At 70.0% G+C, this 21,321-nt stretch carries 17 protein-coding genes; 4 read left to right on the top strand and 13 right to left on the bottom strand.

All coding sequences use genetic code 11. The features are described 5' to 3' along the window. Positions 1 to 14 precede the first annotated feature (14 nt). The gene (locus tag FHR66_RS12675; RefSeq protein ID WP_167087844.1) at positions 15 to 155 is read right to left on the bottom strand and encodes a hypothetical protein; all 141 of its coding nucleotides are present in this window, start codon (positions 153 to 155) and stop codon (positions 15 to 17) included. A gap of 423 nt (positions 156 to 578) precedes the next feature. On the opposite strand from FHR66_RS12675, the gene FHR66_RS12670 reads away from it, so the two are divergent. Further along, entirely contained in the window at positions 579 to 2,270 is a 1,692-nt protein-coding gene (locus FHR66_RS12670) for an ABC1 kinase family protein (protein WP_167087842.1), read from the top strand. Positions 2,271 to 2,389: 119 nt separating this feature from the next. Here FHR66_RS12670 and FHR66_RS12665 read toward each other — a convergent pair whose 3' ends face one another. The 6 genes from FHR66_RS12665 to FHR66_RS12640 all read right to left on the bottom strand — a co-directional run bounded on the left by FHR66_RS12665 (position 2,390) and on the right by FHR66_RS12640 (position 11,858). After that, positions 2,390 to 4,816, bottom strand: coding sequence for a DUF3772 domain-containing protein (locus tag FHR66_RS12665; protein ID WP_456361758.1), 2,427 nt, complete (start codon positions 4,814 to 4,816; stop codon positions 2,390 to 2,392). A gap of 285 nt (positions 4,817 to 5,101) precedes the next feature. Beyond that, complete coding sequence (locus FHR66_RS12660; RefSeq protein ID WP_160969375.1) at positions 5,102 to 6,124, bottom strand: NAD(P)H-quinone oxidoreductase; 1,023 nt, start codon at positions 6,122 to 6,124, stop codon at positions 5,102 to 5,104. 206 nt (positions 6,125 to 6,330) lie between these two features. Then, positions 6,331 to 7,641 (bottom strand): histidine-type phosphatase, encoded by a 1,311-nt coding sequence (locus tag FHR66_RS12655; protein WP_160969377.1) that lies wholly within the window; start codon positions 7,639 to 7,641, stop codon positions 6,331 to 6,333. Positions 7,642 to 7,649: 8 nt separating this feature from the next. Next, on the bottom strand, positions 7,650 to 10,154 hold the full coding sequence (locus tag FHR66_RS12650; protein ID WP_160969379.1) for a TonB-dependent receptor domain-containing protein: 2,505 nt from the start codon (positions 10,152 to 10,154) through the stop codon (positions 7,650 to 7,652). Positions 10,155 to 10,267: 113 nt separating this feature from the next. Next, entirely contained in the window at positions 10,268 to 11,350 is a 1,083-nt protein-coding gene (locus tag FHR66_RS12645) for a FecR family protein (protein ID WP_160969381.1), read from the bottom strand. Beyond that, positions 11,343 to 11,858 (bottom strand): RNA polymerase sigma factor, encoded by a 516-nt coding sequence (locus tag FHR66_RS12640; protein ID WP_184447340.1) that lies wholly within the window; start codon positions 11,856 to 11,858, stop codon positions 11,343 to 11,345. Before FHR66_RS12640 ends, FHR66_RS12645 begins: the two co-directional genes overlap by 8 nt. Before the next feature lie 352 nt (positions 11,859 to 12,210). Here FHR66_RS12640 and FHR66_RS12635 point away from each other — a divergent pair, with 352 nt between their 5' ends. After that, positions 12,211 to 13,281 (top strand): pirin family protein, encoded by a 1,071-nt coding sequence (locus FHR66_RS12635; RefSeq protein WP_160969383.1) that lies wholly within the window; start codon positions 12,211 to 12,213, stop codon positions 13,279 to 13,281. A gap of 173 nt (positions 13,282 to 13,454) precedes the next feature. Here FHR66_RS12635 and FHR66_RS12630 read toward each other — a convergent pair whose 3' ends face one another. The 4 genes from FHR66_RS12630 to FHR66_RS12615 all read right to left on the bottom strand — a co-directional run bounded on the left by FHR66_RS12630 (position 13,455) and on the right by FHR66_RS12615 (position 16,778). Then, positions 13,455 to 14,057 carry a hypothetical protein gene (locus FHR66_RS12630; protein ID WP_208417146.1) on the bottom strand — a complete coding sequence of 201 codons (603 nt, stop codon included), beginning with the start codon at positions 14,055 to 14,057 and terminating at the stop codon, positions 13,455 to 13,457. Between the two features lie 232 nt (positions 14,058 to 14,289). Further along, positions 14,290 to 14,505: a hypothetical protein gene (locus FHR66_RS12625; RefSeq protein ID WP_026143700.1), complete on the bottom strand. Its 216-nt coding sequence runs from the start codon at positions 14,503 to 14,505 to the stop codon at positions 14,290 to 14,292. A gap of 3 nt (positions 14,506 to 14,508) precedes the next feature. Then, entirely contained in the window at positions 14,509 to 15,069 is a 561-nt protein-coding gene (locus FHR66_RS12620) for a peroxiredoxin family protein (protein ID WP_202394959.1), read from the bottom strand. 956 nt (positions 15,070 to 16,025) lie between these two features. Further along, the gene (locus tag FHR66_RS12615; protein ID WP_160970209.1) at positions 16,026 to 16,778 is read right to left on the bottom strand and encodes an IclR family transcriptional regulator; all 753 of its coding nucleotides are present in this window, start codon (positions 16,776 to 16,778) and stop codon (positions 16,026 to 16,028) included. 209 nt (positions 16,779 to 16,987) lie between these two features. Here FHR66_RS12615 and fucP point away from each other — a divergent pair, with 209 nt between their 5' ends. Further along, a complete protein-coding gene (fucP, locus tag FHR66_RS12610; protein ID WP_160970208.1) occupies positions 16,988 to 18,295 on the top strand; it encodes an L-fucose:H+ symporter permease in 1,308 nt (435 codons plus the stop codon). Positions 18,296 to 18,298: 3 nt separating this feature from the next. Continuing rightward, positions 18,299 to 18,673, top strand: coding sequence for an L-rhamnose mutarotase (locus FHR66_RS12605; RefSeq protein WP_160970207.1), 375 nt, complete (start codon positions 18,299 to 18,301; stop codon positions 18,671 to 18,673). A gap of 197 nt (positions 18,674 to 18,870) precedes the next feature. On the opposite strand, the gene FHR66_RS12600 is transcribed toward FHR66_RS12605, so the two are convergent. Together FHR66_RS12600 and FHR66_RS12595 are read right to left on the bottom strand one after the other, a co-directional pair. Next, the gene (locus tag FHR66_RS12600; RefSeq protein WP_160970206.1) at positions 18,871 to 20,190 is read right to left on the bottom strand and encodes an L-fuconate dehydratase; all 1,320 of its coding nucleotides are present in this window, start codon (positions 20,188 to 20,190) and stop codon (positions 18,871 to 18,873) included. Positions 20,191 to 20,436: 246 nt separating this feature from the next. Next, on the bottom strand, positions 20,437 to 21,294 hold the full coding sequence (locus tag FHR66_RS12595) for a fumarylacetoacetate hydrolase family protein (RefSeq protein ID WP_160970205.1): 858 nt from the start codon (positions 21,292 to 21,294) through the stop codon (positions 20,437 to 20,439). Between the last annotated feature and the right edge of the window lie 27 nt (positions 21,295 to 21,321).

Below are 21,321 nucleotides of genomic sequence, written 5' to 3'. Positions count from 1 at the left end.
GACCGCCTGTGACGTCAGAACAAGGCACGCGCGAAGGCGCGCAGGGCGCTGCGCACCTCGGTGGCGACGCCGGCACCGTCGTCGCCCAGCAAGACCATGACCAGCAGCGCCAGGACCACCGCCGCCACCAGCAGCGCGAGCCGACGTCGGCTCATCGGGCGGCAGCCATGCCGACACCGCGTGCCTGTGCGCGCATCGCGCCGTCGGGCGGTGCGGTCTCCGGCGCATCGCACCGCTGGCCGCGCCGCAAGCGGGAGCACCGACGCGCTCCGCGCGATATCGCCTGTTCACTCCACCGCATTCCGCTTCCGATCCTCGCTATCGCAACGCGGCAGGATACGACGCATCACCATGACGAGGACGCCATCGCAAGCGCCGGGGATAGCGCCGACGGCGGCAGACCATGCGCAAGGCCGGGATCGCGCCTGTCGTATGACAGCGACCATCGCCCCCTTCCCGGCAGCGAATGCAGGCACCTCCCGGCAGCGGCGCCCAGCCGATGCGCGCGGCGGGATTCACCGCGCAACGACCCGGCCATCGCCACACTCGACCGCGCCTACCCTTGCCCGGAGCCCACCTTGAGCGCGACGCCCGACGCGGCCGACACCCCGCACGTGATCGGCGGCCTCAGCCGCCGTACCCAGATCCTGCGCCTGCTGCTGCGCTACCGCAGCTCCGGGGTATTTTCCGGCATGGACATGGAGACCGCCCAGGGCGAGCACGAGCTGCCGCCGGAAGGCACGCCGGAACAGTTCGTCACCGACCTGGAAGCGCTGGGCCCGACCTTCGTCAAGCTCGGGCAGATGCTGTCCACGCGCCCGGACGTGGTGCCGCCGGAGTTCGCCACCGCCCTGGAGCGGATGCAGGAGAACACCGCGCCGATTCCGAGCGAGCGCATCCGCGAGATCGTCGAGGCCGAACTCGGCGTCGGCATCAACAAGGCCTTCTCCGCCTTCGACGACACCCCCCTGGGCAGCGCCTCGCTGGCGCAGGTGCACCGCGCCGCGCTGCGCGACGGCACCCCGGTGGCGATCAAGGTGCAGAAGCCCGAGGTCGCCGCGCAGGTGCGCTCGGACCTTGAGGTGCTGCGCAGCTTCGCCAACGCCGCCGACAAGCTCACCGGGCTGGGCCGGCGCATCCGCTTCGCCGACTGGCTGGCCGAGTTCGGCAAGGCGCTGCTCGCGGAACTGAACTACGAAGCCGAGGCCGAGAACCTGGCGCGTTTCGGCGAGCACCTGCGGCCGTTCCCGCAGCTGTGGGTGCCGCAGCCGGTGTGGGACCTGTGCAGCCGCCGCGTGCTGACCATGCAGCTGGCCGAAGGCGTGCGCGTGGACAAGATTTCCGGGCTGCGCCGCACCGAGCAGCCGATGGACGATCTGGCCGCGGCGCTGGTGCGCGGCTACCTGGACCAGATGTTCGTGCATGGCGAGATCCATGCCGACCCGCATCCGGGCAACCTGCGCGTGCTCGCCGACGGGCGCCTGGCGATCTTCGACCTGGGCATGGTCGCGCACGTGCCGCCGAAGCTGCGCGAGCGCCTGCTCAAACTGCTGTTCGCCGCAGTCGACGGCCGCGGCGAGGAAGTGGCCGAGGAGACCATCGCGCTGAGCACGCGCCTGGAGGACTTCGACGAGGAGCGCTACCAGCGCGAGACCGGGCAGATGATCGCCCGCTACGCGGCGCACGACGCCATGTCCGAAGGCCGGGTGGTGCTGGACCTGGTGCGCATCGCCACCACCTACGGGCTGCGCACGCCGCCCGAGCTGAGCCTGCTCGGCAAGACCCTGCTGAACCTGGAAGCGGTATGCCGCGCGCTGTCGCCGCACCTGGACACCCGCGTGGTGGTCGAGGACCAGTTGCAGCACGTGATGCGCGCGCGGTTGAAGAAATCGCTGTCGGCGGCCAACCTGGCCAGCGAGGCGATGGAACTGCAGGCGCTGCTGCGCGAAGGCCCGCGCCGGCTCTCGGACATCCTCACCCTGGCCGCGGAGAACCGCCTGCAGGTACGCGTGGCCGGCCTGGAGGAATCGCGGCTGATGGAGAGCCTGCAGAAGATCGCCAACCGCGTCGCCGCCGGCATCGTCACCGCCGCGCTGATCCTGGCCTCCACGCAGATGATGCGCATCGACACCGGCACCAAGCTGTTCGGCTACCCGGCGATCGCGATGGTGCTGTTCCTGCTCGGCGTGGTGCTGGGCCTGGGCATCGTGGTCAGCGCGGTGCTGTTCGACCGGCGCATCCGCGCCCGCGAGGAGCGCGGCAGGCGCTAAAGGCCTGGATTGGGGAATCGGGATTGGGGATTCGTAGGAGCGGCTCAGCCGCGACCTGCAGCGCCGGCAGCTGGCGGCCAAAGCCGCTTCGCGCTTTACCAATCCCCAATCCCCAATCCCTAATCCCGGCTCTCCCGCGGCTCACGCAACAGCTTCACTTCCTGCGGCGACTCCAGGGCGATGCCTTCCTCGGCCAGGCGCTCCAGCAGGGCGAAGAACAGTTCGCTGCGGGTGCCGTAGGTGAGCCGCGGCGAGGCCACGTAGGCGAAGCTGTTGAGGGTGACGTGGCCGTTGGCGATGGAGTCGATGAACACCGACGGCGCCGGGTCGTCCAGCACGCCCGGATGCGCCGCGTACAGCTCCAGCAGCAGCGCGCGCAGCTTGGTCACGTCGGTGCCCAGCGACACTGCGAACTGGATCTGCACCCGGCCCAGCGGCCCGGCCAGGGTCATGTTGCGCAGGGTCTTGGTGATCAGTTCGGAGTTCGGCACGATCAGGGTGGAGCGATCGCCGACCTGGATCTCGGTGGCGCGCACGCTGATCCGGCGCACGTCGCCCTCCTGGTCACCGATCTTGATCCAGTCGCCGATCTTGACCGGGCGCTCGGCGAGCAGGATCAGGCCGGACACGAAGTTCTGGGTGATCGACTGCAGGCCGAAACCGATACCGACCGACAGCGCGCTGACCACCAGCGCGATCCGCTCCAGGCCGATGCCCAGCGCGGCCAGCGCCCACAACGCCGCCAGGATGATGCCGACATAGCGCGCCACCGTGCTGATCGAGTTGCGCGAGCCGTCGTCCAGTTCGGTCTTGGGCAGATAGGTCTGGGTCAGCCAGCGATGCAGGTACTGCATGACGCCCAGGCCGAGCAGCAACACCAGCACCGAGCGGACGATCGCGCCCGGGTACAGCACCACCTTGTCGCTGACGCGGATGCCGTCGGACAGCAGCGAGAACCAGTCCGAAACGATCGAGACGTTGGTGCCGAACGGCATCAGCAGCGCGCCGATGCCGATCAGCAGCAGCACCACCCGCAGCAGCGCCGAGGTCAGCACCCCGGCCTGCTCCAGCCTGCTCGAGCGCACTCCGAAGGCACCATTGGCGGCGCGGCCGATGCGGCCTTCGCTGGCGAACAGCCACAGCGCGAAGTCGTCGGCGAAGGTCATCAGCAGCCGCACCGCGCCGACGATCATGGTGATCCAGATGATCTGCCGAGTGATGAACAGGCCCAGGTGCAGATAGCCCAGCAGCGCCGCGAGCAGCGCCACCACCACCGCGACCTTGACCAGCACGCCGATCAGCGCCAGGGCGCCGCCGTGCTGGCCGGGCGGCGGCGGTTGCGCGTTGGCCAGGGCCTGCTCCGCCGCTTCGGCGTACTGGCGCCGGCGCAGCCGCGACAGACTGGTCAGGGTGGCCAGGATGAGCACGCCGTAGACCAGCGCGATCACCCCATCGGCGGCGACGGTGGCCGAATCGCTGGTGCGCGCGGCCTGGTTGATCACCAGCAGCATGCTGCTGAGCCAGGCCAGCGCGGCGGTGGCCCAGGTGTACTTGCGCAGGCGCCGTGCGGTGGCGTCGTCGATCGGGAACAGCCGCCAGCTCGGCTGGTTCGGCAGCAGCACGCTGGCGCCGAGCGAACCCATGAACGCCGCGGCGAAGCTGACCACCACGAAGCCGTTGAGCACTGCGTCCAGGCGCTCCGGCACCGCATCGATGCTGCGCAGCGCTTCGGCCAGGGCCAGCGCGGCCAGGCCCGGGGTCAACGTGCCCAGCAGCAGGAACCAGATCGCCAGGCCCGACCGGCGCAGGCGGCTGCCCGGCGCGCGCGACACCGCATAGCGCTTGCCCAGCCAGCGCAGCAGGTAGCGCAGCGGGAACAGCAGGATCACCGCGATGGCGATGCCGAAACCGAGCGCGCCGCTGCCATGCTCGGCGATCGCGTCCTGCAGCGACTGCATGCCGAGGGTGTACAGCGCCAGCAGCTTGGCCTGGTCGTCGGGAAAGTCGTCGGCGATCTGCTTCCACAGCGCCGGCGACAGCGGCGACGGCGAGCGCAGCGACAGCTCCTGGCTGAAATGCTCGGCGCGCACGCGTTCGATCTCGTCGGCCAGTTGTCGTGCTTCCACCACCATCAGCTTGCCGCGCTTGACCCCCGAGTCCAGGCTGTCGCGCTGCTTGGTCAGCGCCTTGCGTTGCGCGGTGATGTCGGGCGAGTCGCCGGTGGCGGCCGGGCCGAGTTGTTGCAGGCGTGCCTCCACCTGCACCAGCTGCGGCGCAAGGGCGTCCACCGCGGTCTGCGCATCGCTGGCGGCGTCGGAGACCTGCGCGACCAGGTCCTGGAAGGCGGTCTGGTTGCCCGCATCCACTTCCTTGCCGCGCGCATCCTTCAGCGACTTGGCGGCGTTGTCCAGCAGGGTCTGCGGATCCGGCGGCGCATCGTCGGTGTCCTGCGGCTGGGCCGAAGCCACCGTCGCGCACAACCACAACAGCAGCAGGACCCAACGCAACAGGGACGACGAGGACGCGGAACGGGGCAGCAGGCGCACGCAGGGACCGGCACAGGCAAGCGCGGACCACCGCGCGTGCGGCGCACTATACGGCGCGGTGGTTGAACCGGGCCAGGGGTGGGCGCGGCGACTGGTGCGGGCACGCGTGTCGCCTGGGCGCACGGGTGCCTGCCGGCCGCCTGTCGCAACCGAAGCGCGCCGCTCATCACGACGGAAGCCTGGCGTAGGAGCGGCTTCAGCCGCGACGGGCGTTACCGGGAACGTTCATCGCGGCTGAAGCCGCTCCTACGGCGGCAGGCGGGTCGTCGCGACCTGTGCCCGGGCTCACCGCGCGTCCGTCGTCAGCACGATCTTGCCGATATGCGCGCTGGACTCCATCAGCGCATGCGCCTGCGCCGCCTCCTGCAGCGGGAAGCAGCGGTCCACCTGCGGCTTGATCCGGCCCTGCGCCAGCAGCGGCCACACCTGCTGCTCCAGCTCGCGCGCGATCGCCGCCTTTTCCATCACCGAACGCGGGCGCAGGGTCGAGCCGGTGTGGGTCAGCCGCTTGGCCAGCAGCGGCATCAGGTCCAGCTCGCGCACCTTGCCCTGCTGGACGCCGATCTGCACGATGCGCCCGTCCAGCGCCGCGGCCTGGTAGTTGCGCGCCAGGTAGTCGCCGCCGATCAGGTCCACGATCACGTCGGCGCCGCGGCCCTCGGTCAGGCGCATCGTCTCGGCGACGAAGTCCTCCTCGCGGTACAGGATCGCCGCCTCCGCGCCCAGCGCCAGACTGGCCGCGCGCTTGTCGGCCGAGCCGACGGTGCTGATCACCCGTGCGCCGAAGGCCCGCCCCAGCAGCGTGGCGACGCTGCCGATACCGGAGGTGCCGCCGTGCACCAGCAGGGTCTCGCCGGACTGCAGGCGGCCGCGCTGGAACACGTTGGTCCACACGGTGAAGAAGGTTTCCGGCACCGCCGCGGCCTCGGTCAGGCTCAGCGCCGCCGGCACCGGCAGGGCATTGCGCTCGTGCACCACCGCGTACTCGGCATAGCCGCCGCCGGCGACCAGCGCGCAGACCTGATCGCCCAGCCGGTAGCGCTCCACGCCCTCGCCCAGGCCGACCACCTCGCCGGCGAACTCCAGCCCCGGCAACGGCGAGGCACCCGGCGGCGGCGGATAGCTGCCCTGGCGCTGCATCACGTCGGGGCGGTTGACGCCGGCCGCGGCCACCCGCACCAGCAGTTCGCCGCGCCCCGGATGCGGCAACGGCACGCGCACCGGCACCAAGACCTCGGGCGCACCGGGCTGGCGGATCTCGATTGCGGTCATGGTGTCGGGCAGCGCGGCGGCGTGGGTCGGGGACATGGCGGGGTCCTGGCAAGGAGCGCGGCGCACGCAGGCGCAGGCGCGTGGAGGAACCGCGATGATCGACCTTCCGCGCTGAGTGGTCCGTGACGGCGGGCGGCATTCACCCCGGACCCGGTGGCACGCGTAGGAGCGGCTTCAGCCGCGACAGGCACGACGTAGGAACGTCCGGTCGCGGCTGAAGCCGCTCCTACGGTGCCGCCAAGCTAATCGCCCACCTGCACCGCCTGTGCCGGCCACTCGGTCATCGGTGGCACTGCCGCCTCGACCCGCTGCGGATCCAGCCGCGCCCGCAATGCCGGCAAGGCGATCGCCAGCGGGCAGCGCAGGCGGCCGCCGCAGCCGGGCAACGGCCAGCGCCGCTCGCGCAGGCCGCGGCCATCGAAGCGGTTGGCACGCAGCGCCTGCAACGTCGGCACCACGCTGCGCAGTTGCAGGAAGTCGTGGCCGTCCTGCCGCACCAGTTCCAGCAGCAGCGCGCCGCCGGGCGGATACGCGTCCGGCTGACCGTGCACCAGCGGATCGATGCCGAACAAGCCGGCCAGATGCGCCAAATTGGTGTCGTGCCCCAGCAGCACCAGCGCACGCGTGTCCGCCGGCGCCAGCGCCGCCACCGCCGGCGCTTGCCCGGCCGCCGCCTGCAGCGTCGCCAGCAGGTGCGCGAGCAGGTTGGAGCCGCCGGCGCGTGCCGCCGGCAGCGCACGCTTGCTGTAGCCGAAGGAGGCATTGTGCAGACCGATCAGCCGCTGCAGCGCCGCGGCATCGGCACGCCCCCACGCTACCTGCGGCAGCGGCAGGCCCTGCGCATACTCCAGCATCAGGTTCTCGGCCAGGCTACCGGCGGTCTTCAACGCCTTGGCCGCCTGCGCCGGATCCTGCAGCCGCTGCGGATCGTCCAGGCGCTGCGTCCCCTGCGCGGCGCAGGCCGGGGCGGCGCAGCCGGACAGCACCCGCTGCAACGCGCGCAGGCGCCCGCGGGTGGCCGCGTCCAGGTGCAGCGGTGCCGCGGGCGCCGCGTCGTCCTTGTCCTCGTCCTTGCCGAAATGGAACAGCGGGTTGTTCTGCGTCGTCGGCAACGCCAGGTAGCGCGCCCGACACCCCGGCAGCAACCCCTCGGTAAACGCGGCCGCGCTGTCGTGGTTGCGCGGCGTGCTGTCGGCGATCACCACCGCGCCGGACGTGGCGCAGTCCGGCGCCAGCGCCGCCGTGGTCAGCCAGCGCTGCCGGTAGCGCGCGCCCAGCGCCTGCATGCCGGCGGCGCCGTGCGCCGTGAGTTGGCCCGGTGCCACCGGCCAGTGTGGCCAGGGCTGTGCGGCGTACTTGGCCAGGTCCTGTGGCGATTGCGTCGGTGCGCGCACGCCGTGGCGCATCACCGCGATGGTCAGGCGCACCTCCGAGGCGGTCGATGCCGCGTCCGCCTTGGGCGATGCGGCCGCCGGCCAGGCGACGCTGGCGACGCATAGCAACGCGGCCAGGCGCCATCCGCTGCGCACGCGTGCGAATCGGGAAGCGGACATGGCGGGCCTCAGAACTTCAGCGACAGGTCGAGGAACACGCCGCGCCCGGCCAGGCCGAAGTACAGCGGCTGGTTGTCGGAGGACCGGGTGCCGGCGTAGCCGATCAGCGCATGCCGGTTCAGCAGGTTGTTGACGTCCATGCTGATCGAGTATCCATTGAGACCGTAGGGCCCGTGCGTGCTGCGGTAACCCAGCGCCGCGTCGAGGCTGGCGTAGCCGCCCAGGCGCTGGTCGTTGCCGAACACGGTGGCACCGCTGGGCATGGTGGTGTTGTCCACGCCGTACTGCGCGCCCACCACCTTTTCCATCAGCGAGCCGAAGTAGCCGGTGCCGCTGTTGTACAGCAGGCCCATCGCTGCGGTCACCCGCGGCGTGCCGGCCACCTGGGTGCTGCTGTGCTTGTAGGTGGCCTCGTTGTAGCTGGCGTTGGCGTACAGGCTCAGCATCGGCGTGAGCGCGTAGGTGGCCTCGGCCTCGGCGCCGCGGTACACCGCACCGCCACCATTGACGAAGGCGCTCTCGGTGCCGTTGTCGGTCGTGACCAGGGTCTGGCTGATGTAGTTGCTGAAGTCGATGTAGTAGACGTCGGCGCCGAAGGTCAGGCCGCGCGCGGCATAGCTGGTGCCGAGCTGATAGTTGCTGGTCAGTTCCGGACGCAGGCCACGGGTGCCGTTGAGTTCGATCACGTCGATCGGCGGCGCCAGGAAGCCGCGTGCAGCCTGCACGTAGCCGCTCCAGTGCTCGTTGAAGGCCTGGTGCAGGCTCAGCGACGGCAGCGTGGCGTCGTAGCTGGCCGCGCTGTGCGCAGGCGCCGGCGGCGTGCTCTTGTTGACCTCGGCATCGAGCTGACGCTGCACCCGCGCGTAGCGCAGGCCCGGACTGAGGGTGAGGCTGTCGCTGAGTTTCCAGTCGTACTGCAGGTAAGGCTGCAAGGTGTCGGTGCGGTCGTGCAGGTTGTAGTTGTACAGCGGCCCGTACTTGGTGCCGCTGGCCGCGCCGGTGCTCATGTCCACCGGCAACTGCAGGCGCTCGTCGAGGTTGCGCTCCACCCACACGCCGGTCTGCAACTGGCCCGGGCCGAGATCGCGCGCCAGCCGCAGCACGTCGCCGAAGGCGCGGAAGTCGTTGTCCGAGAGCTTGCCCGGCACGTCCTTGGCGGCCTTGGACAGCTTCTTGCCGGTCGCGCCGTAGAAGGTCACGCCGTTGTCGGCGGCGCTCTCGCTGGTGGGGATGCTGGTCTTGGACGCGGTGTGGTCGAAGCTGTTGTAGTAGACCTTGTTGTCCAGGTCCCAGTCGCCCAGGCGCGTGCTCAGGCCCAGGTAGGTGAAGCTGGAGTAGTAGGCGGCGGCGTTGTAGCCGGTGTAGTTCTGCAGGGTCGGATCGTTGCCCAGGCCGTAGCGCCAGCCGTGCTGCGCGATCTGCGCGCGGGTGGCGCCCTGCACGGTGTTCTGGTGCTCCTGGTTGTAGCTGCTGACGAAGGTCAGCGTGGTGGCCTCGCCGAGGTCGCTGACGGTCTTGAGGAAGGCGTGCTCGCGGCGGTCGTCGGTGCCTTTGAGGTAGGTATCGCTGGCCTCCTTGGACAGGTCGGCGAACAGGCGCGTATTGCCGATGTGCTCGTCGGCGCTGACGCCGCCGGCCCAGGTGTTCCAGCTGCCGCCGGTGCCGTACACGGTGACGCCGTCCACCTCGCTGGGGTTGCGCGTGCGCAGCGCCAGGGTGCCGCCGAAGGTGGCGTTGCCGATGGTGGCGCCGCCGCCGGGGCCGCGGTCGATCTCGGCCTGGCCGAGCACGTGGTTGTTGAAGTAGGCCGAGGTGGTGTGGTGCAGATCGCTGGCATCGCCGAACGGGATGCCGTCGAAGGTGATGTTGAACTGGCCGTCCTGAAAGCCGCGAATGCTGATGCCTTCGTTCTTGCCCAGGCCCGGGCCTTCCGGCGAGGTGGTGACCACGCTGGGCGCGTACTTGATGATGTCGTCGTAGTTCGAATTCAGGCGCAGGCCGTCGCGGATGAAGCGCTCGTCGATCACCGAGGTTGGCTGGCTCGCCTCCAGCGGCGCGGCGCTGGGCGCCAGTGTGTCGACACTGTTGGCGGTGACGTTGATCGGCGCCAGTTCACGCGGGCCTTCGTGCTCGCCGTCGGCTTCGGCGCGCGCCGGGGCAGCGCTGCGCGGCGCCCGCGGCGCGGCGGCCGGCGCGGCGGCGGCGACGCTGCTGCGCACGATGGCGACCGAGCCCGGGGTGAGCATGCGGTAATCCAGGCCGGTGCCGGCGAGCAGCGCATGCAGTTGCTGCGGCGGCGCCAGGCCGGCCGGTGCACCGCTGCTGCGCAGGCCGTCGGCCAGCGCCGGGTCGTACATCAATTGCAGGCCGCTGCTGCGCGCGAACTGGTCCAGCGCCTGCGCCAACGGCATGGGCGCGATGGCCGACGCGGTGACGGCGGGCGCCGACCAGGCCGGCAGCGAGGACGCACTGCCGAGCAGCAGGGCGATGGAGACGACGAGAGGCTTGCGCATGACGATCACACCGGAGGGGAGGAAGGGCGGCCCGCGCGTGCTGCGCGACAGCCATGCTTCCTAGGAGTGCCCCGGTGCGCCGTGCGGCTACCGTCGATTTCGTGAATTTTTTCTTACAGCGGTGCCGGCGCGCGGCGGATGGTCACCGCGTGCGCATCGCGCTGTACCTGTACGTCCGGCAGGCTGCCCAGATACGCGACGAAGGCCTCCGGATCGCGCAGGTGGAACACGCCGCTGACCCGCCGCGCCGCCAGCGCCGGGTCGGCGATGTGCAGCGGCTGCGTGGTGTAGGCGTTGAACAGCCGCGCCACCTCGCCCAGGCTGCGATCCTGCACGCCGACCTGCGCCGGCAGCCAGGCGGTGGCGTCGGCGATGTCGGCATGGTCGCGCAGCGCTAGCACGCGGCCCTGCGCATCCACCCGCGCCTGCTGGCCGCCGCCCAGGTCCGCCAGCGTCGGTCCTTCCGACGGCAGGTCGCTGCGATGCCACCACGCCGGGGTATCGCGCGACACCTGCACCCGTCCCTGCAACACGGTGACCCGCGCACCGCCGGCCTGCGGGTCGACCCCGAACACGGTGCCGACATCGCGCAGCACCAGCGTCCCGACGCTGACCCGCAGCGGCCGCGCCGGATCGTGGCCGAGATCGAACACCGCCTTGCCGCGCAGCAGGGCGATGTCGCGGCGCTGCGTGCCGTAGCGCACCGCGATCGCGCCACCGCGGTCCAGGTGCACCACGCTGCCGTCGTCCAGGGCGACGTTGCGCGACGCGTCTGCCGGCGCTTGGTACACCGTCGCTTGCATCGGGTCCGGCGCGCTCAGGCGCAGCGCCAGGCCCGCAGCGGCCAGCGCCAGCGCGGCCGCCACCGCCAACGTCCAGCGTTTGCGCCGGGGCGCCATCCGCTGCGGATGCGGCGTCGCCACAGGTGAGTCCACGTCCGGGCGCAGCGGCACCACCACCGCCCCGCTGCGCAAGGCATGCGCGCGTAGCTGCGCACTGCTGGCCTGCTGCGCCTGCGCCGCGGACGGCAGGTCGCCGTGCATCCGCGCGATGTCGAGATACGCGGCCACATGCGCCGGCGAGTGCCGCAGCCAGGCCAGGAACTCGGCCTGCCGCGCCGGCGACAACGTGGTCTCGCGCTGCGCCAGGTACCAGTCCGCGGCCGCTTCGGCGACGCGCTGCGACTCCTCACGCATAGCGCGCCATGCCCTGCCGGCACACCGCCAGGCCCTTGATGATGTACTTCTTGACCATGTGGCTGGAGATCTGCAGTTGCTCGGCGATCTCCTGGTAGCCCAGTTCGTCGCGATAGCGCAGCACCATCGCCGCGCGGCACTTGGGCGGCAGCCGCGCCATCAGCTCGGCCAGGCGCTGCCGGCGCTGCGCGCGGTGCACCTGCGCATCGGCCTCGCACGGCACCGCCAGCCGGTCCAGCACGTCGTCCAGGCAGGTGTCGCGCTGGCTGCTGCGCTGGTGCAGCAGCGCGTGCTCGCGCATCAGGTTGGCGGCGATGGTGAACAGGTAGGCTTCGGGATTGGCGATCTCCGGCGCGTGCGCCTCGCTGCGCTGCAGGCGCAGCCACACTTCCTGCAACAGGTCGTCGGCATCCCAGGCCTCGGCGCGGCGCTTGCGGAAGTAGCGGCTCAGCGACGGCCGCCATTGCAGGAACAGCCGCGACAACGCCGGCAGGGGTTCGGAACGCACCAGCCACTCGCAGTGCCGGCGCCATCGGCAGCCGGCGATTCGGAAAGGCGCGATGCTGGTCGCCGGCGATGACAGTCCGATGACGCATGGGTCGTGCGGGCACAGAGGAGCGGTTGCGCCCCAGCAAGCATTCAGTTCACGCACCGACTGCCGGGTTCGCTGGATCGGCGCATGCGACGCGGCCGGTCACCGCGCCTGCGCCATCGCCATGGACGCGGCGGCGGCGCATCCCAGCGTTTCCCGTGCGGGACAGGATGTCCTTCGGACCGGCCTTCCGTTCCCTCGGCACCGCCCCATATCGTGAAGATTGCCGCACCCATCCTCGGGCGGCGTTCGCACGAAGGATCTCTCCATGACCGACCCCATCGTCCAGATCAAGCCGCTTGGCTTCCCGTGGGACACGATCGACCCGTTCCTGTTCTGCGTCTACCACGACGATGCCTACCCCGCCGGCAACGGCGCGATGGGGCCGGCGGCGTCCCTGCACGGCCGCGCCATCGGCCAGGACTTCAGCCGCAAGGACGGCTGGAGCATGTATCACGGCGAGGAGATTCCCGGCTTTCCCGGTCATCCGCACCGCGGCTTCGAGACCGTGACCATCGTGCGCAAGGGCCTGATCGACCATGCCGACTCGCTCGGTGCGGCGGCGCGCTTCGGCGCTGGCGACGTGCAATGGGTGACGGCCGGCGCGGGCATCGTCCATTCGGAGATGTTCCCGCTGCTGGACACGGCGGCGCCCAACCCGCTGGAACTGTTCCAGATCTGGCTCAACCTGCCGGCGCGCAACAAGCTGGCCGCGCCGCACTTCACCATGTTCTGGTCGGAAGACCTGCCGCGCTTCACTGCCACCGACGACGCCGGCCGCACCACCGAGGTGGCCTGCGTGGCCGGTCGCATCGGTCCGGTCGACGCCGCGCCCGGCAGCGCCGGCGGCCCGCTCGCGCCGCCACCGGATTCGTGGGCCGCGCAGGACGATGCCGATGTGGCCATCTGGACGATCCGCATGGCACCCGGCGCACGCTGGACCCTGCCCGCCGCGCAAGGCCGCGGCACGCGCCGCAGCCTGTACTTCTTCAAGGGCGCAGCGGTGACGGTGGGCGGACGCCCGGTGACGGGCCACGCGGCGATCGAGTTGCGCGCCGATCAGGCGGTCGAGTTGGTCAGTGGCGACGGCGAGGCGAGCGAGTTCCTGGTGCTGCAAGGCCGACCGATCGCCGAACCGGTGGCGCAACACGGTCCGTTCGTGATGAATACCCAGGCCGAGATCGCCCAGGCCATGGCCGACTATCGCCGCACCCAGTTCGGCGGCTGGCCATGGCAGGACGAGGCGCCGGTGCACGGCAGCGACCCGACCCGCTTCGCGCGACATCCGGATGGGCGTGAGGAGTGGCCGGCGCCGCACGCGGTCGCCGCCAACGGCTAGGGCGTGTCACCGATTCCCGAGGCCCCAACGCTGCGCGTCGCTTCGCGCCGTACCCTCACCCCAACCCCCGCCCCGCGCCCCGGCCCGCGCTTGCGGCGCGGGCGCTCCAGGGTGCGCGCGCCAGTGGCGCGCAGGCCGCACCCTGTCGCCCCAACGGGAGAGGGGCGACGCGCTCAGTAGCGGGCCGAGGCCAGCGCCTGCGCGCGCTCCAGTTGCTCGGCGATGCGCTTGCGCGCCTGCTGCAGTTCCTGGCGGGTGGCGTCTTCCTTGGCCGCCGGCACCAGTTCGGCGTCGATCACCGACAGCGCGTCGGAGTACTGCCGCACCACGGCCGCCGCGTAGGCATTCATGTAGGCGGAGTTGTCCTTCTCGTCGCCCAGCGCCTGCAGCTGCGCGCGGCCCTTGGCCACCTGCGCGGCGATCTTCTCGGCATCGCCGGGGCCGCCCTTGCCGGCCGTGGCCGGGTCGGCGTCGTGGTGCACGGCGATGGTCTCGCGGGCGAAGTCGGCCACGGTCTTGCTGACGTTGCGCGCCAGCGCCTGCTTCGACAGCGCCACCACGTTGCCCTCCAGCACCTGCAGCATCGCCTTGGCCGAGGCGTCGCCGCCGATCGGCGCGCGCCCGCTTTCGCCGCCGACCGGCGCAGCGGTGGGTTCCGGCGACGTGGCCGGTGCGGTGCGCGAGGCCTGGTCGCCGGGCTTGCCGCAACCGCTCAGCGCGATGGCGGTGAGGGCCGCGAGCAGTGACAGGCGGACGGGGTGAAAAGGTGAGGTCATGGAACGCTCCTGGTTGGTCTGCGTTCCACCATGCCCAGCCGCCGCGCAAACCTGCGTGAATCGTCGGCAGCTGGCGGTGACGCAGGGTGCGATCGCACGCACCAGGCGTGCCATGCACGTTGGCAGGGTGATGACGGCGTCGCAACGCGGCCTACGCTCACTGCGATCCATGATCGCCGCCATCGCATCCCCGATTCCGGAGCCGGCCGGACGCGACCGGCTCCGGCACTGCTCAGCCGCAGCAGTAGCAGACCAACGGCTTTCCGGGGCCGCCCGGCCCCAGTTCGCCACCGAACGGCGCGCACTCCTGCTGGCAGGCCCAGGCGCTGCAGGCCGCCTCCTTCTCGATGCCGTCGCCGGCGGTTGCCTGCACCGCGCCGAAGCCCATGCTGGCCAGGAACACGGCCGCAAGCATCCCGTTGCGTAACGCTGTCCAACGCTGTTTCATGGCTTACTCCTCGATGGTTGCCAAGGCCGGCGGCACATCCGTGCTGCGCACTGCGGCCATCAGGTCCTGCATCCGTTCCGTGGTATCGAAGACGCCGACACGCGCGTAGCGCACGCGTCCCTCGCGGTCCAGCGCCAGCATCGTCGGCACGTTGCGCGCGCGGAACAGCATCAGCGCGCGGCGATCGGTCAACGTGGTCACCGGAAACGTGAAACCGTGCTCGGCGGCGTAGCGCCGCGCCTGCTCAGGGCTGCAGTGGCACACGCCCAGTACCTGCACGCCCGGCTGCTGCGTGGCCAGACGCTGCGCCGCCTGCACCACGTGCGGCGCCGAGCGCTTGCAGTACGGGCAGGTGGTGGTGAAAAAGAACAGGACCTGACGCTCTGCGGTCGGCACGCCGAGCGTCAGCGGCGTGCCATCGACCGCGGCGACATCGATACGCGGCACGTACATGCCCAGATACGGCTCGGTGGTGCGGGTGACGAACCAGCGCCGTTCCTCGCGCAAGCCGCGGTTCTGCCAAGCCAGCACCAGCACCAACGCGCAGGCCGCCAGCAGCGCCAACCAACTCCAGGGAAACCGCCGTGCCATGCCATTTGTCCGTGTCGCCGTGTTCCCTGCAGGCTGCGCAGCGGTCGCGCGATGGTCAACGCTTTGCGCCCGCGAGCGGCGAGTGCGTGATCAGGCTGGGGATCGCGTCACGCGCACCATGGGCGCGCATTCCAGCGGAGTGCTGCACATGCGGGCGTGCAGCGCAGCCTTGGGCTTTGCCAGGCACGCGCGGCACGAAAACAGCGGCATGAGCACGCATCGCATGGTCAACACACGGGTGGCGATACGTCAGTCAGAACGCTTCCTGCGCGCCGCACGTCGCAGACAGCTCAGCGGTCGAGAGCAGGATCATCCCGGACGTCCACATCAGAAGCACTCGCCAACACGGCGCAAGGTACGCACGTCCACTTTGAACGAATTGCTAGAGATTGTGCGCTCGACGCCAGCGTCTAGCCAGTGCGAATGCTCGATGGCGAACACTTTGCGAGAAGGGTCTCTTGACTGTGGCATCGAGCACCTGAGCTATTTCACTGTCGATTGGCGCCCCTTGTTCAAGCCAACCTATAGCGAGTCCTGCCCAGTAATCAGAAGGCCAGATTGTACTCAAGCCAGCAAGAACGACATCTCGCGGTGGTGCGAGAGTCGCGTCATACGCAGCAAACGGAGCCTCAAGGTATAAAACGAGCTTCCGTTGATCCATGTTGATGTCTAACGCTTGAATCGAGCGGCCTCATCAACGGGTCCGCTTGGATGAACTGTTAGGCGCCAGTGCTGCCAGCGCCGCTGATGACCAAGATGCCGTAGTGCCCACAGTAACCCCTTGCTTCAAAATACTCACCGGCAACGCGAGTGGTACAGACAAGATCGCAGGCCGTGGTTTGCCCCCAAAGTGGGGCATTTCAAAGCCCGCCATTTCAGTGTCAATACGCTTGCCGTCGGAGGTGGATAGATCGCAAGGAGCGCGACGCCTACGCCAACGCCGCACTGATCTGCGCCGCGGCATCGCACACCGCGCGCATCGCCGCCTGCGCATCGATCGGTTGCGGGCGGCGTTCGATGAAGGGCACGGTCAGGGTGTAGCGGGCGATGCCGTGTTGCAGGATCGGTGCGGTCAGGTCGATCACGCCGACCACCGCCTCGCTGGGATGGATGCTGTAGCCCAGGGCGCGCACCTCCTGCGCCGCGGCCAGGAACGCGGCGCGGTCGTACGCCACCTCGCTGGCGTCCAGGCGCTGCAGTAACTGCGCCTGCGCATCGGCCGGCTGGAACGCGAACAGCACCAGGCCGGAGGTGGAGTGCGCGAACGGACGGCGGTGGCCGGGACGCACCACCAATCCCAGGTCGCTGGGCACGTCCATCTGCGCGATGACCACGATCTGGTCGTCCGACGGCGCCACCAGGTGGCAGGGCTGGCGGATCGCGTCGGCCAGCGCGCGCATCACCGGCAGCGCCACTTCGGTGACGTTCTGCACCCGCGGCTGCTGCATGCCGAGCATGAACAGGCGGTTGGTCAGCGTGTAGCCGCCCTCGCCCGCAGCCCGGGTCAGGTAGCCGCGCTCTTCCAGCACCTGCAGCATGCGGAAGATCTCGCCGCGCGAACGGCCGATGCCCTGCGAGATCTCGCCCATGCTCATCGGCCGCGCATCGCGCGCCAGCAGCTCCAGGATGTCCAGTCCCTTGTCCAGGGCGGGCGCACGGTACTTGGGCAAAGGGGTGGTCATTCCGTCGAGGACCCGGTAGCTGGTGAAGAGGACTAGGGTACAGGGACGCCGCACCGGCTCGCACCGCTGGCGCCGCGCTGCGTGGTCGGCGGCTGCACCTCCATGCAAATATGAACTCAAATTTTATATTTGCATGGCACTCGCCGGCGCAGTACGCTCCGCCGACAATCCGAACGCGACGCGGCACACCTTGGGAGGGGTAGGCGGCAATGCACTACAGCAGCGAACGCGCCACGCCGGCGCCCGCCAGTCTCACCCGGACCGCGCTCGCGCCGTTGGTCCTGATCGTCAGCCTGTTCTTTCTGTGGGGCATGGCGAACAACCTCAACGACATCCTGATCAAGCAGTTCAAGAAGGCGTTCGAACTGACCGACCTGCAGGCCGGCTTGGTGCAGAGCGCGTTCTACCTGGGCTACTTCGTGTTCGCGATCCCGGCGGCGATGTTCATGCGCCGCTACAGCTACAAGGCCGCGGTGGTGTTGGGCCTGCTGCTGTACGCGGTGGGCGCGTTCCTGTTCTACCCCGCCGCGCAGGTGCACACCTACTGGCTGTTCCTGCTGGCGCTGTTCGTCATCGCCAGCGGCCTGGCGTTCCTGGAAACCACCGCCAATCCGCTGGTCACCGTGCTCGGCCCCGCCGAGGGCGCGGCGCGGCGGCTCAACCTGGCGCAGGCGTTCAATCCGCTGGGCTCGATCACCGGCATCCTGGTCGGCCAGCACTTCATCCTGTCCGGCGTGGAGCACACCCCGCGGGAACTGGCAGCGATGGCGCCGGCCGCGCGCGAGGCCTTTTTCTCTGCCGAGTCGCTGGCGGTACAGACGCCGTATCTGATCATCGGCGCGGTGGTGCTGCTGTGGGCGCTGCTGATCGGGCTGACCCGCTTCCCGGCCGCCCGCGCCGGTGGCGACGGCGCCCACGCCGGCGGCTTCGGCCAGTTGCGGCGCAACCGCCGTTTCGTGTTCGCGGTGATCGCGCAGTTCTTCTACGTCGGCGCCCAGGTCGGCATCTGGAGCTACCTGATCCGCTATCTGCAGGACGGCGTGCCCGGCACCCCGGAGAAGACCGCCGCCGATTTCCTCACCGTCTCGCTGGTGCTGTTCATGGCCGGCCGCTTCATCGGCACCGCGCTGCTGCGCTTCCTGGCGCCAGCGCGGCTGCTCGGCGTGTTCGCCCTGCTCAACCTGCTGCTGTGCGCGGTGGCGGTGGCGCTGCCGGGCTGGATCGGCCTGTATGCGCTGGTCGCCAGCAGCCTGTTCATGTCGGTGATGTTCCCGACCATCTTCGCCCTGGGCCTGGACGGGCTGGACGACGACGCGCGCAAGCTGGGTGCCTCGCTGATCGTCATGGCGATCATCGGTGGCGCCGCGCTGACCGCGGTGATGGGCGCGGTGTCCGACCATGCCGGCATCCACTGGGCGATCACGGTGCCGGCGCTCGGCTTCGCGGTGATCCTCGGCTTCGCGCTGCACGCGGCGCGCAGCGGCGTGGCGCCCCTTCCCTCTGCCCGCGGAGCCTGAGCCATGCCGCGCCATTGCTACCTGCTCGACCTGCACGACGACCCGGCGCTGATCGCCGAGTACGAACGCTGGCACCGTCCCGACACCGTCTGGCCGGAGATCGTCGCCTCGCTGCGTGCCGCCGGCATCCGCGAGCTGGACATCCACCGCTGCGGCGACCGCCTGGTGATGCTGATGGAGGTGGACGAGGACTATTCGCCCGCGGCCAAGGCCGCCGCCGACGCGGCCGACCCGCGCGTGCAAGCCTGGGAAGCGCTGATGTGGCGCTTCCAGAAACCCTTGCCTGGGTCGGCGCCCGGCGAGAAATGGCGCGAGGCGCTGCAGATCTTTTCGCTGCAGGCGGCGCTGGCGGAACAGGAGCGCAAGAGCACGGGCTGAGGCGTTTGTGAGAGGGACATCCGTCCCGACGGCTGCTGCGGCCGGCGGGTTGATCGGCTTCGCTCGTCGCGGCTGAAGCCGCTCCTACGAGAGCGCCGGCGCAGCGCGGATCGCACACGTAGGAGCGGCTTCAGCCGCGACCGCTTCAACGCAGCCGGTGCGCTTCCGTCAGCGGAAACGCACCTACCCCGCAAAACTCAGGCGCCCTGCGCCGCGAGGTCCGCACTCCAGAACGGGCCATCCGGATACAGGAACTCGCTGACCGAGGTGGCATGCATCTCGGCCGAAAAGCCCGGCGCCGTCGGCGCCAGGTAGCGGCCGTGCACGATCCGCACCGGATCGACGAAGTGCTGGTGCAGGTGATCGACGAACTCGATCGCGCGGTCTTCCATCTTGCCGGTGATGGCGACGAAATCGGCCATCGCCAGGTGCTGCACCAGTTCGCACAGGCCCACGCCGCCGGCATGCGGGAACACGCGCACGCCGAACTTGGCCGCCAGCAGCAGGATCGCCAGGTTCTCGTTGACGCCACCCACGCGCGCGGCATCGATCTGGATCAGGTCCACCGCGCCGGCCTGCAGCAACTGCTTGAACACCACCCGGTTCTGGGTGTGCTCGCCGGTGGAGACCGGCACCGGCGCGATGCCGTGGCGGATCGCGGCGTGGCCGAGCACGTCGTCGGGGCTGGTCGGCTCCTCGATCCAGGCGATGTCGAACTCGGCCAGCCGGCGCATCCAGGCGATCGCCGGGCCCACGTCCCAGCGCTGGTTGGCGTCCACCGCCATGGCGATGTCCGGGCCGATCGCTGCGCGCGCCAGGCGGCAACGGCGGATGTCGTCCTCCACGTTGGCGCCGACCTTGAGCTTGATCGTGCGAAAGCCGTCGGCCACCGCTTCCTTGGCCAGGCGCACCAGCTTCTCGTCGGAATAGCCGAGCCAGCCGGGCGAGGTGGTGTAGGCCGGATAGCCCTGTTCGAGCAGGGCCTGGAGACGCTCGGCGCGCAGCGGTTCGGCGTCGCGCAACATAGCCAGCGCCTCGTCCGGGGTCAGCGCGTCGCTGAGGTAGCGGAAGTCGATCGCGTCCACCAGTTGCTCCGGCGACAGCTCGGCGATGAAGCGCCACAGCGGCTTGCCGGCGCGGCGCGCGGCCATGTCCCAGGCGGCGTTGACCACGGCGCCAATGGCCATGTGCATCACGCCCTTTTCCGGGCCCAGCCAGCGCAGTTGCGAGTCGTCGGTGAGGCTGCGCGCGAAACCGCCCAGATCGCCGATCACCGTCTCCACGTCGCGGCCGACCACGTGGTGCGCCAGTGCCGCCACCGCCGCGCTCTGCACATCGTTGCCGCGGCCGATGGTGAAGGCCAGGCCGTAACCGGCGAGACCATCTTCGGCATCGGTGCGCAGGCGCAGATAGGCGGCCGAATAATCCGGATCCGGATTCATCGCATCGGAACCGTCGAGTTCGCGCGAGGTGGGGAAACGGACGTCGAAGGTCTCGAGCGCGACGATTTTGCTCATGGGGATCCTGGTCGGTGAGGCGGTGGGAAAGTCAAAAAAGCGGTGAAACAGCCCCTCTCCCCCCGGGAGAGGGGTTGGGGTGAGGGTGCGGTGGTGCACAACTGCAGCCGCCCCAGCAAAACAAGAACGAAGCTAGGAGCAAGCAGCGGGACCGCTCACGCGCGAGCGAAAGCCACACCGGGATGCATGGCGAGGTGGCTTCGCCCCTACCCTCACCCCAACCCCTCTCCCGATGGGAGAGGGGCTTTACTGCGCGTCGCGCGGATGCGCGACAACGGCCTGGCGTTGCTCGCCCAGGCCTTCGATGCCCAGCCGCATCACGTCGCCCGGCTTCAGGTACACCTGCGGCTTCTGCCCCAGGCCCACGCCCGGCGGCGTGCCGGTGCTGATCACGTCGCCCGGCAGCAGAGTCATGTAGCGGCTGATGTGGCTGACCAGCTCGGCCACGCCGAACACCATCGTGCGGGTGCTGCCGTTCTGGTAGCGATGGCCATTGACCTCCAGCCACATCGACAGGTTCTGCGGATCCGGCACCTCGTCGGCGGTGACCAGCCATGGGCCGATCGGGCCGAAGCCGTCGCAGCTCTTGCCCTTCACCCACTGCCCGCCGTGCTCGAGCTGGAACGCGCGCTCGGACAGATCGTTGATCACCGCATAGCCGGCGACGTGCGACAGCGCGTCCTCCACCGACACGTCGCGCGCGGTATCGCCGATCACCACGCCCAGCTCCACTTCCCAGTCGGTCTTGAGCGAACCGCGCGGGATCGTCACCGTGTCGTTGGGGCCGCTGATCGCGCTGGTGGCCTTCATGAACAACACCGGCATCTCCGGCACCGCCATGCCCGATTCGGCGGCGTGGTCGGCGTAGTTGAGCCCGACGCAGATGAACTTGCCGACGCGGCCCACGGCCGCGCCATAGCGCACCTCGCCGTCCACCTGCGGCAGCGTGGCCGGATCGAGCGCGCGCAGCCGGGCCAGGCCGGCAGCGGTGAGGTGCTCGCCGGCGACATCGTCGATCACCGCCGAGAGATCGCGCAGGTGGCCGTCGGCATCGAGCAGGGCCGGGCGTTCGTGGCCGGGTTCGCCGTAACGCAGCAGTTTCATGGGGAAATCCTCTGTCGTAGTGGAAAG

The organism is Xanthomonas sp. F4, assembly GCF_011761895.1.
The sequence above is the reverse complement of the archived record's forward strand: the minus strand, read 5'-3'. Positions and strand labels throughout refer to the sequence as shown.

Coding starts and splice junctions, on each gene's coding strand:
- fucP (WP_160970208.1), top strand. CDS start 16,988: ATGCACTACAGCAGCGAACGCGCCACGCCGGCGCCCGCCAGTCTCACC.
- FHR66_RS12605 (WP_160970207.1), top strand. CDS start 18,299: ATGCCGCGCCATTGCTACCTGCTCGACCTGCACGACGACCCGGCGCTG.
- FHR66_RS12655 (WP_160969377.1), bottom strand. CDS start 7,641: ATGTCCGCTTCCCGATTCGCACGCGTGCGCAGCGGATGGCGCCTGGCC.
- FHR66_RS12600 (WP_160970206.1), bottom strand. CDS start 20,190: ATGAGCAAAATCGTCGCGCTCGAGACCTTCGACGTCCGTTTCCCCACC.
- FHR66_RS12645 (WP_160969381.1), bottom strand. CDS start 11,350: ATGCGTGAGGAGTCGCAGCGCGTCGCCGAAGCGGCCGCGGACTGGTAC.
- FHR66_RS12660 (WP_160969375.1), bottom strand. CDS start 6,124: ATGTCCCCGACCCACGCCGCCGCGCTGCCCGACACCATGACCGCAATC.
- FHR66_RS12630 (WP_208417146.1), bottom strand. CDS start 14,057: ATGACCTCACCTTTTCACCCCGTCCGCCTGTCACTGCTCGCGGCCCTC.
- FHR66_RS12615 (WP_160970209.1), bottom strand. CDS start 16,778: ATGACCACCCCTTTGCCCAAGTACCGTGCGCCCGCCCTGGACAAGGGA.
- FHR66_RS12675 (WP_167087844.1), bottom strand. CDS start 155: ATGAGCCGACGTCGGCTCGCGCTGCTGGTGGCGGCGGTGGTCCTGGCG.
- FHR66_RS12635 (WP_160969383.1), top strand. CDS start 12,211: ATGACCGACCCCATCGTCCAGATCAAGCCGCTTGGCTTCCCGTGGGAC.
- FHR66_RS12625 (WP_026143700.1), bottom strand. CDS start 14,505: ATGAAACAGCGTTGGACAGCGTTACGCAACGGGATGCTTGCGGCCGTG.
- FHR66_RS12595 (WP_160970205.1), bottom strand. CDS start 21,294: ATGAAACTGCTGCGTTACGGCGAACCCGGCCACGAACGCCCGGCCCTG.
- FHR66_RS12650 (WP_160969379.1), bottom strand. CDS start 10,154: ATGCGCAAGCCTCTCGTCGTCTCCATCGCCCTGCTGCTCGGCAGTGCG.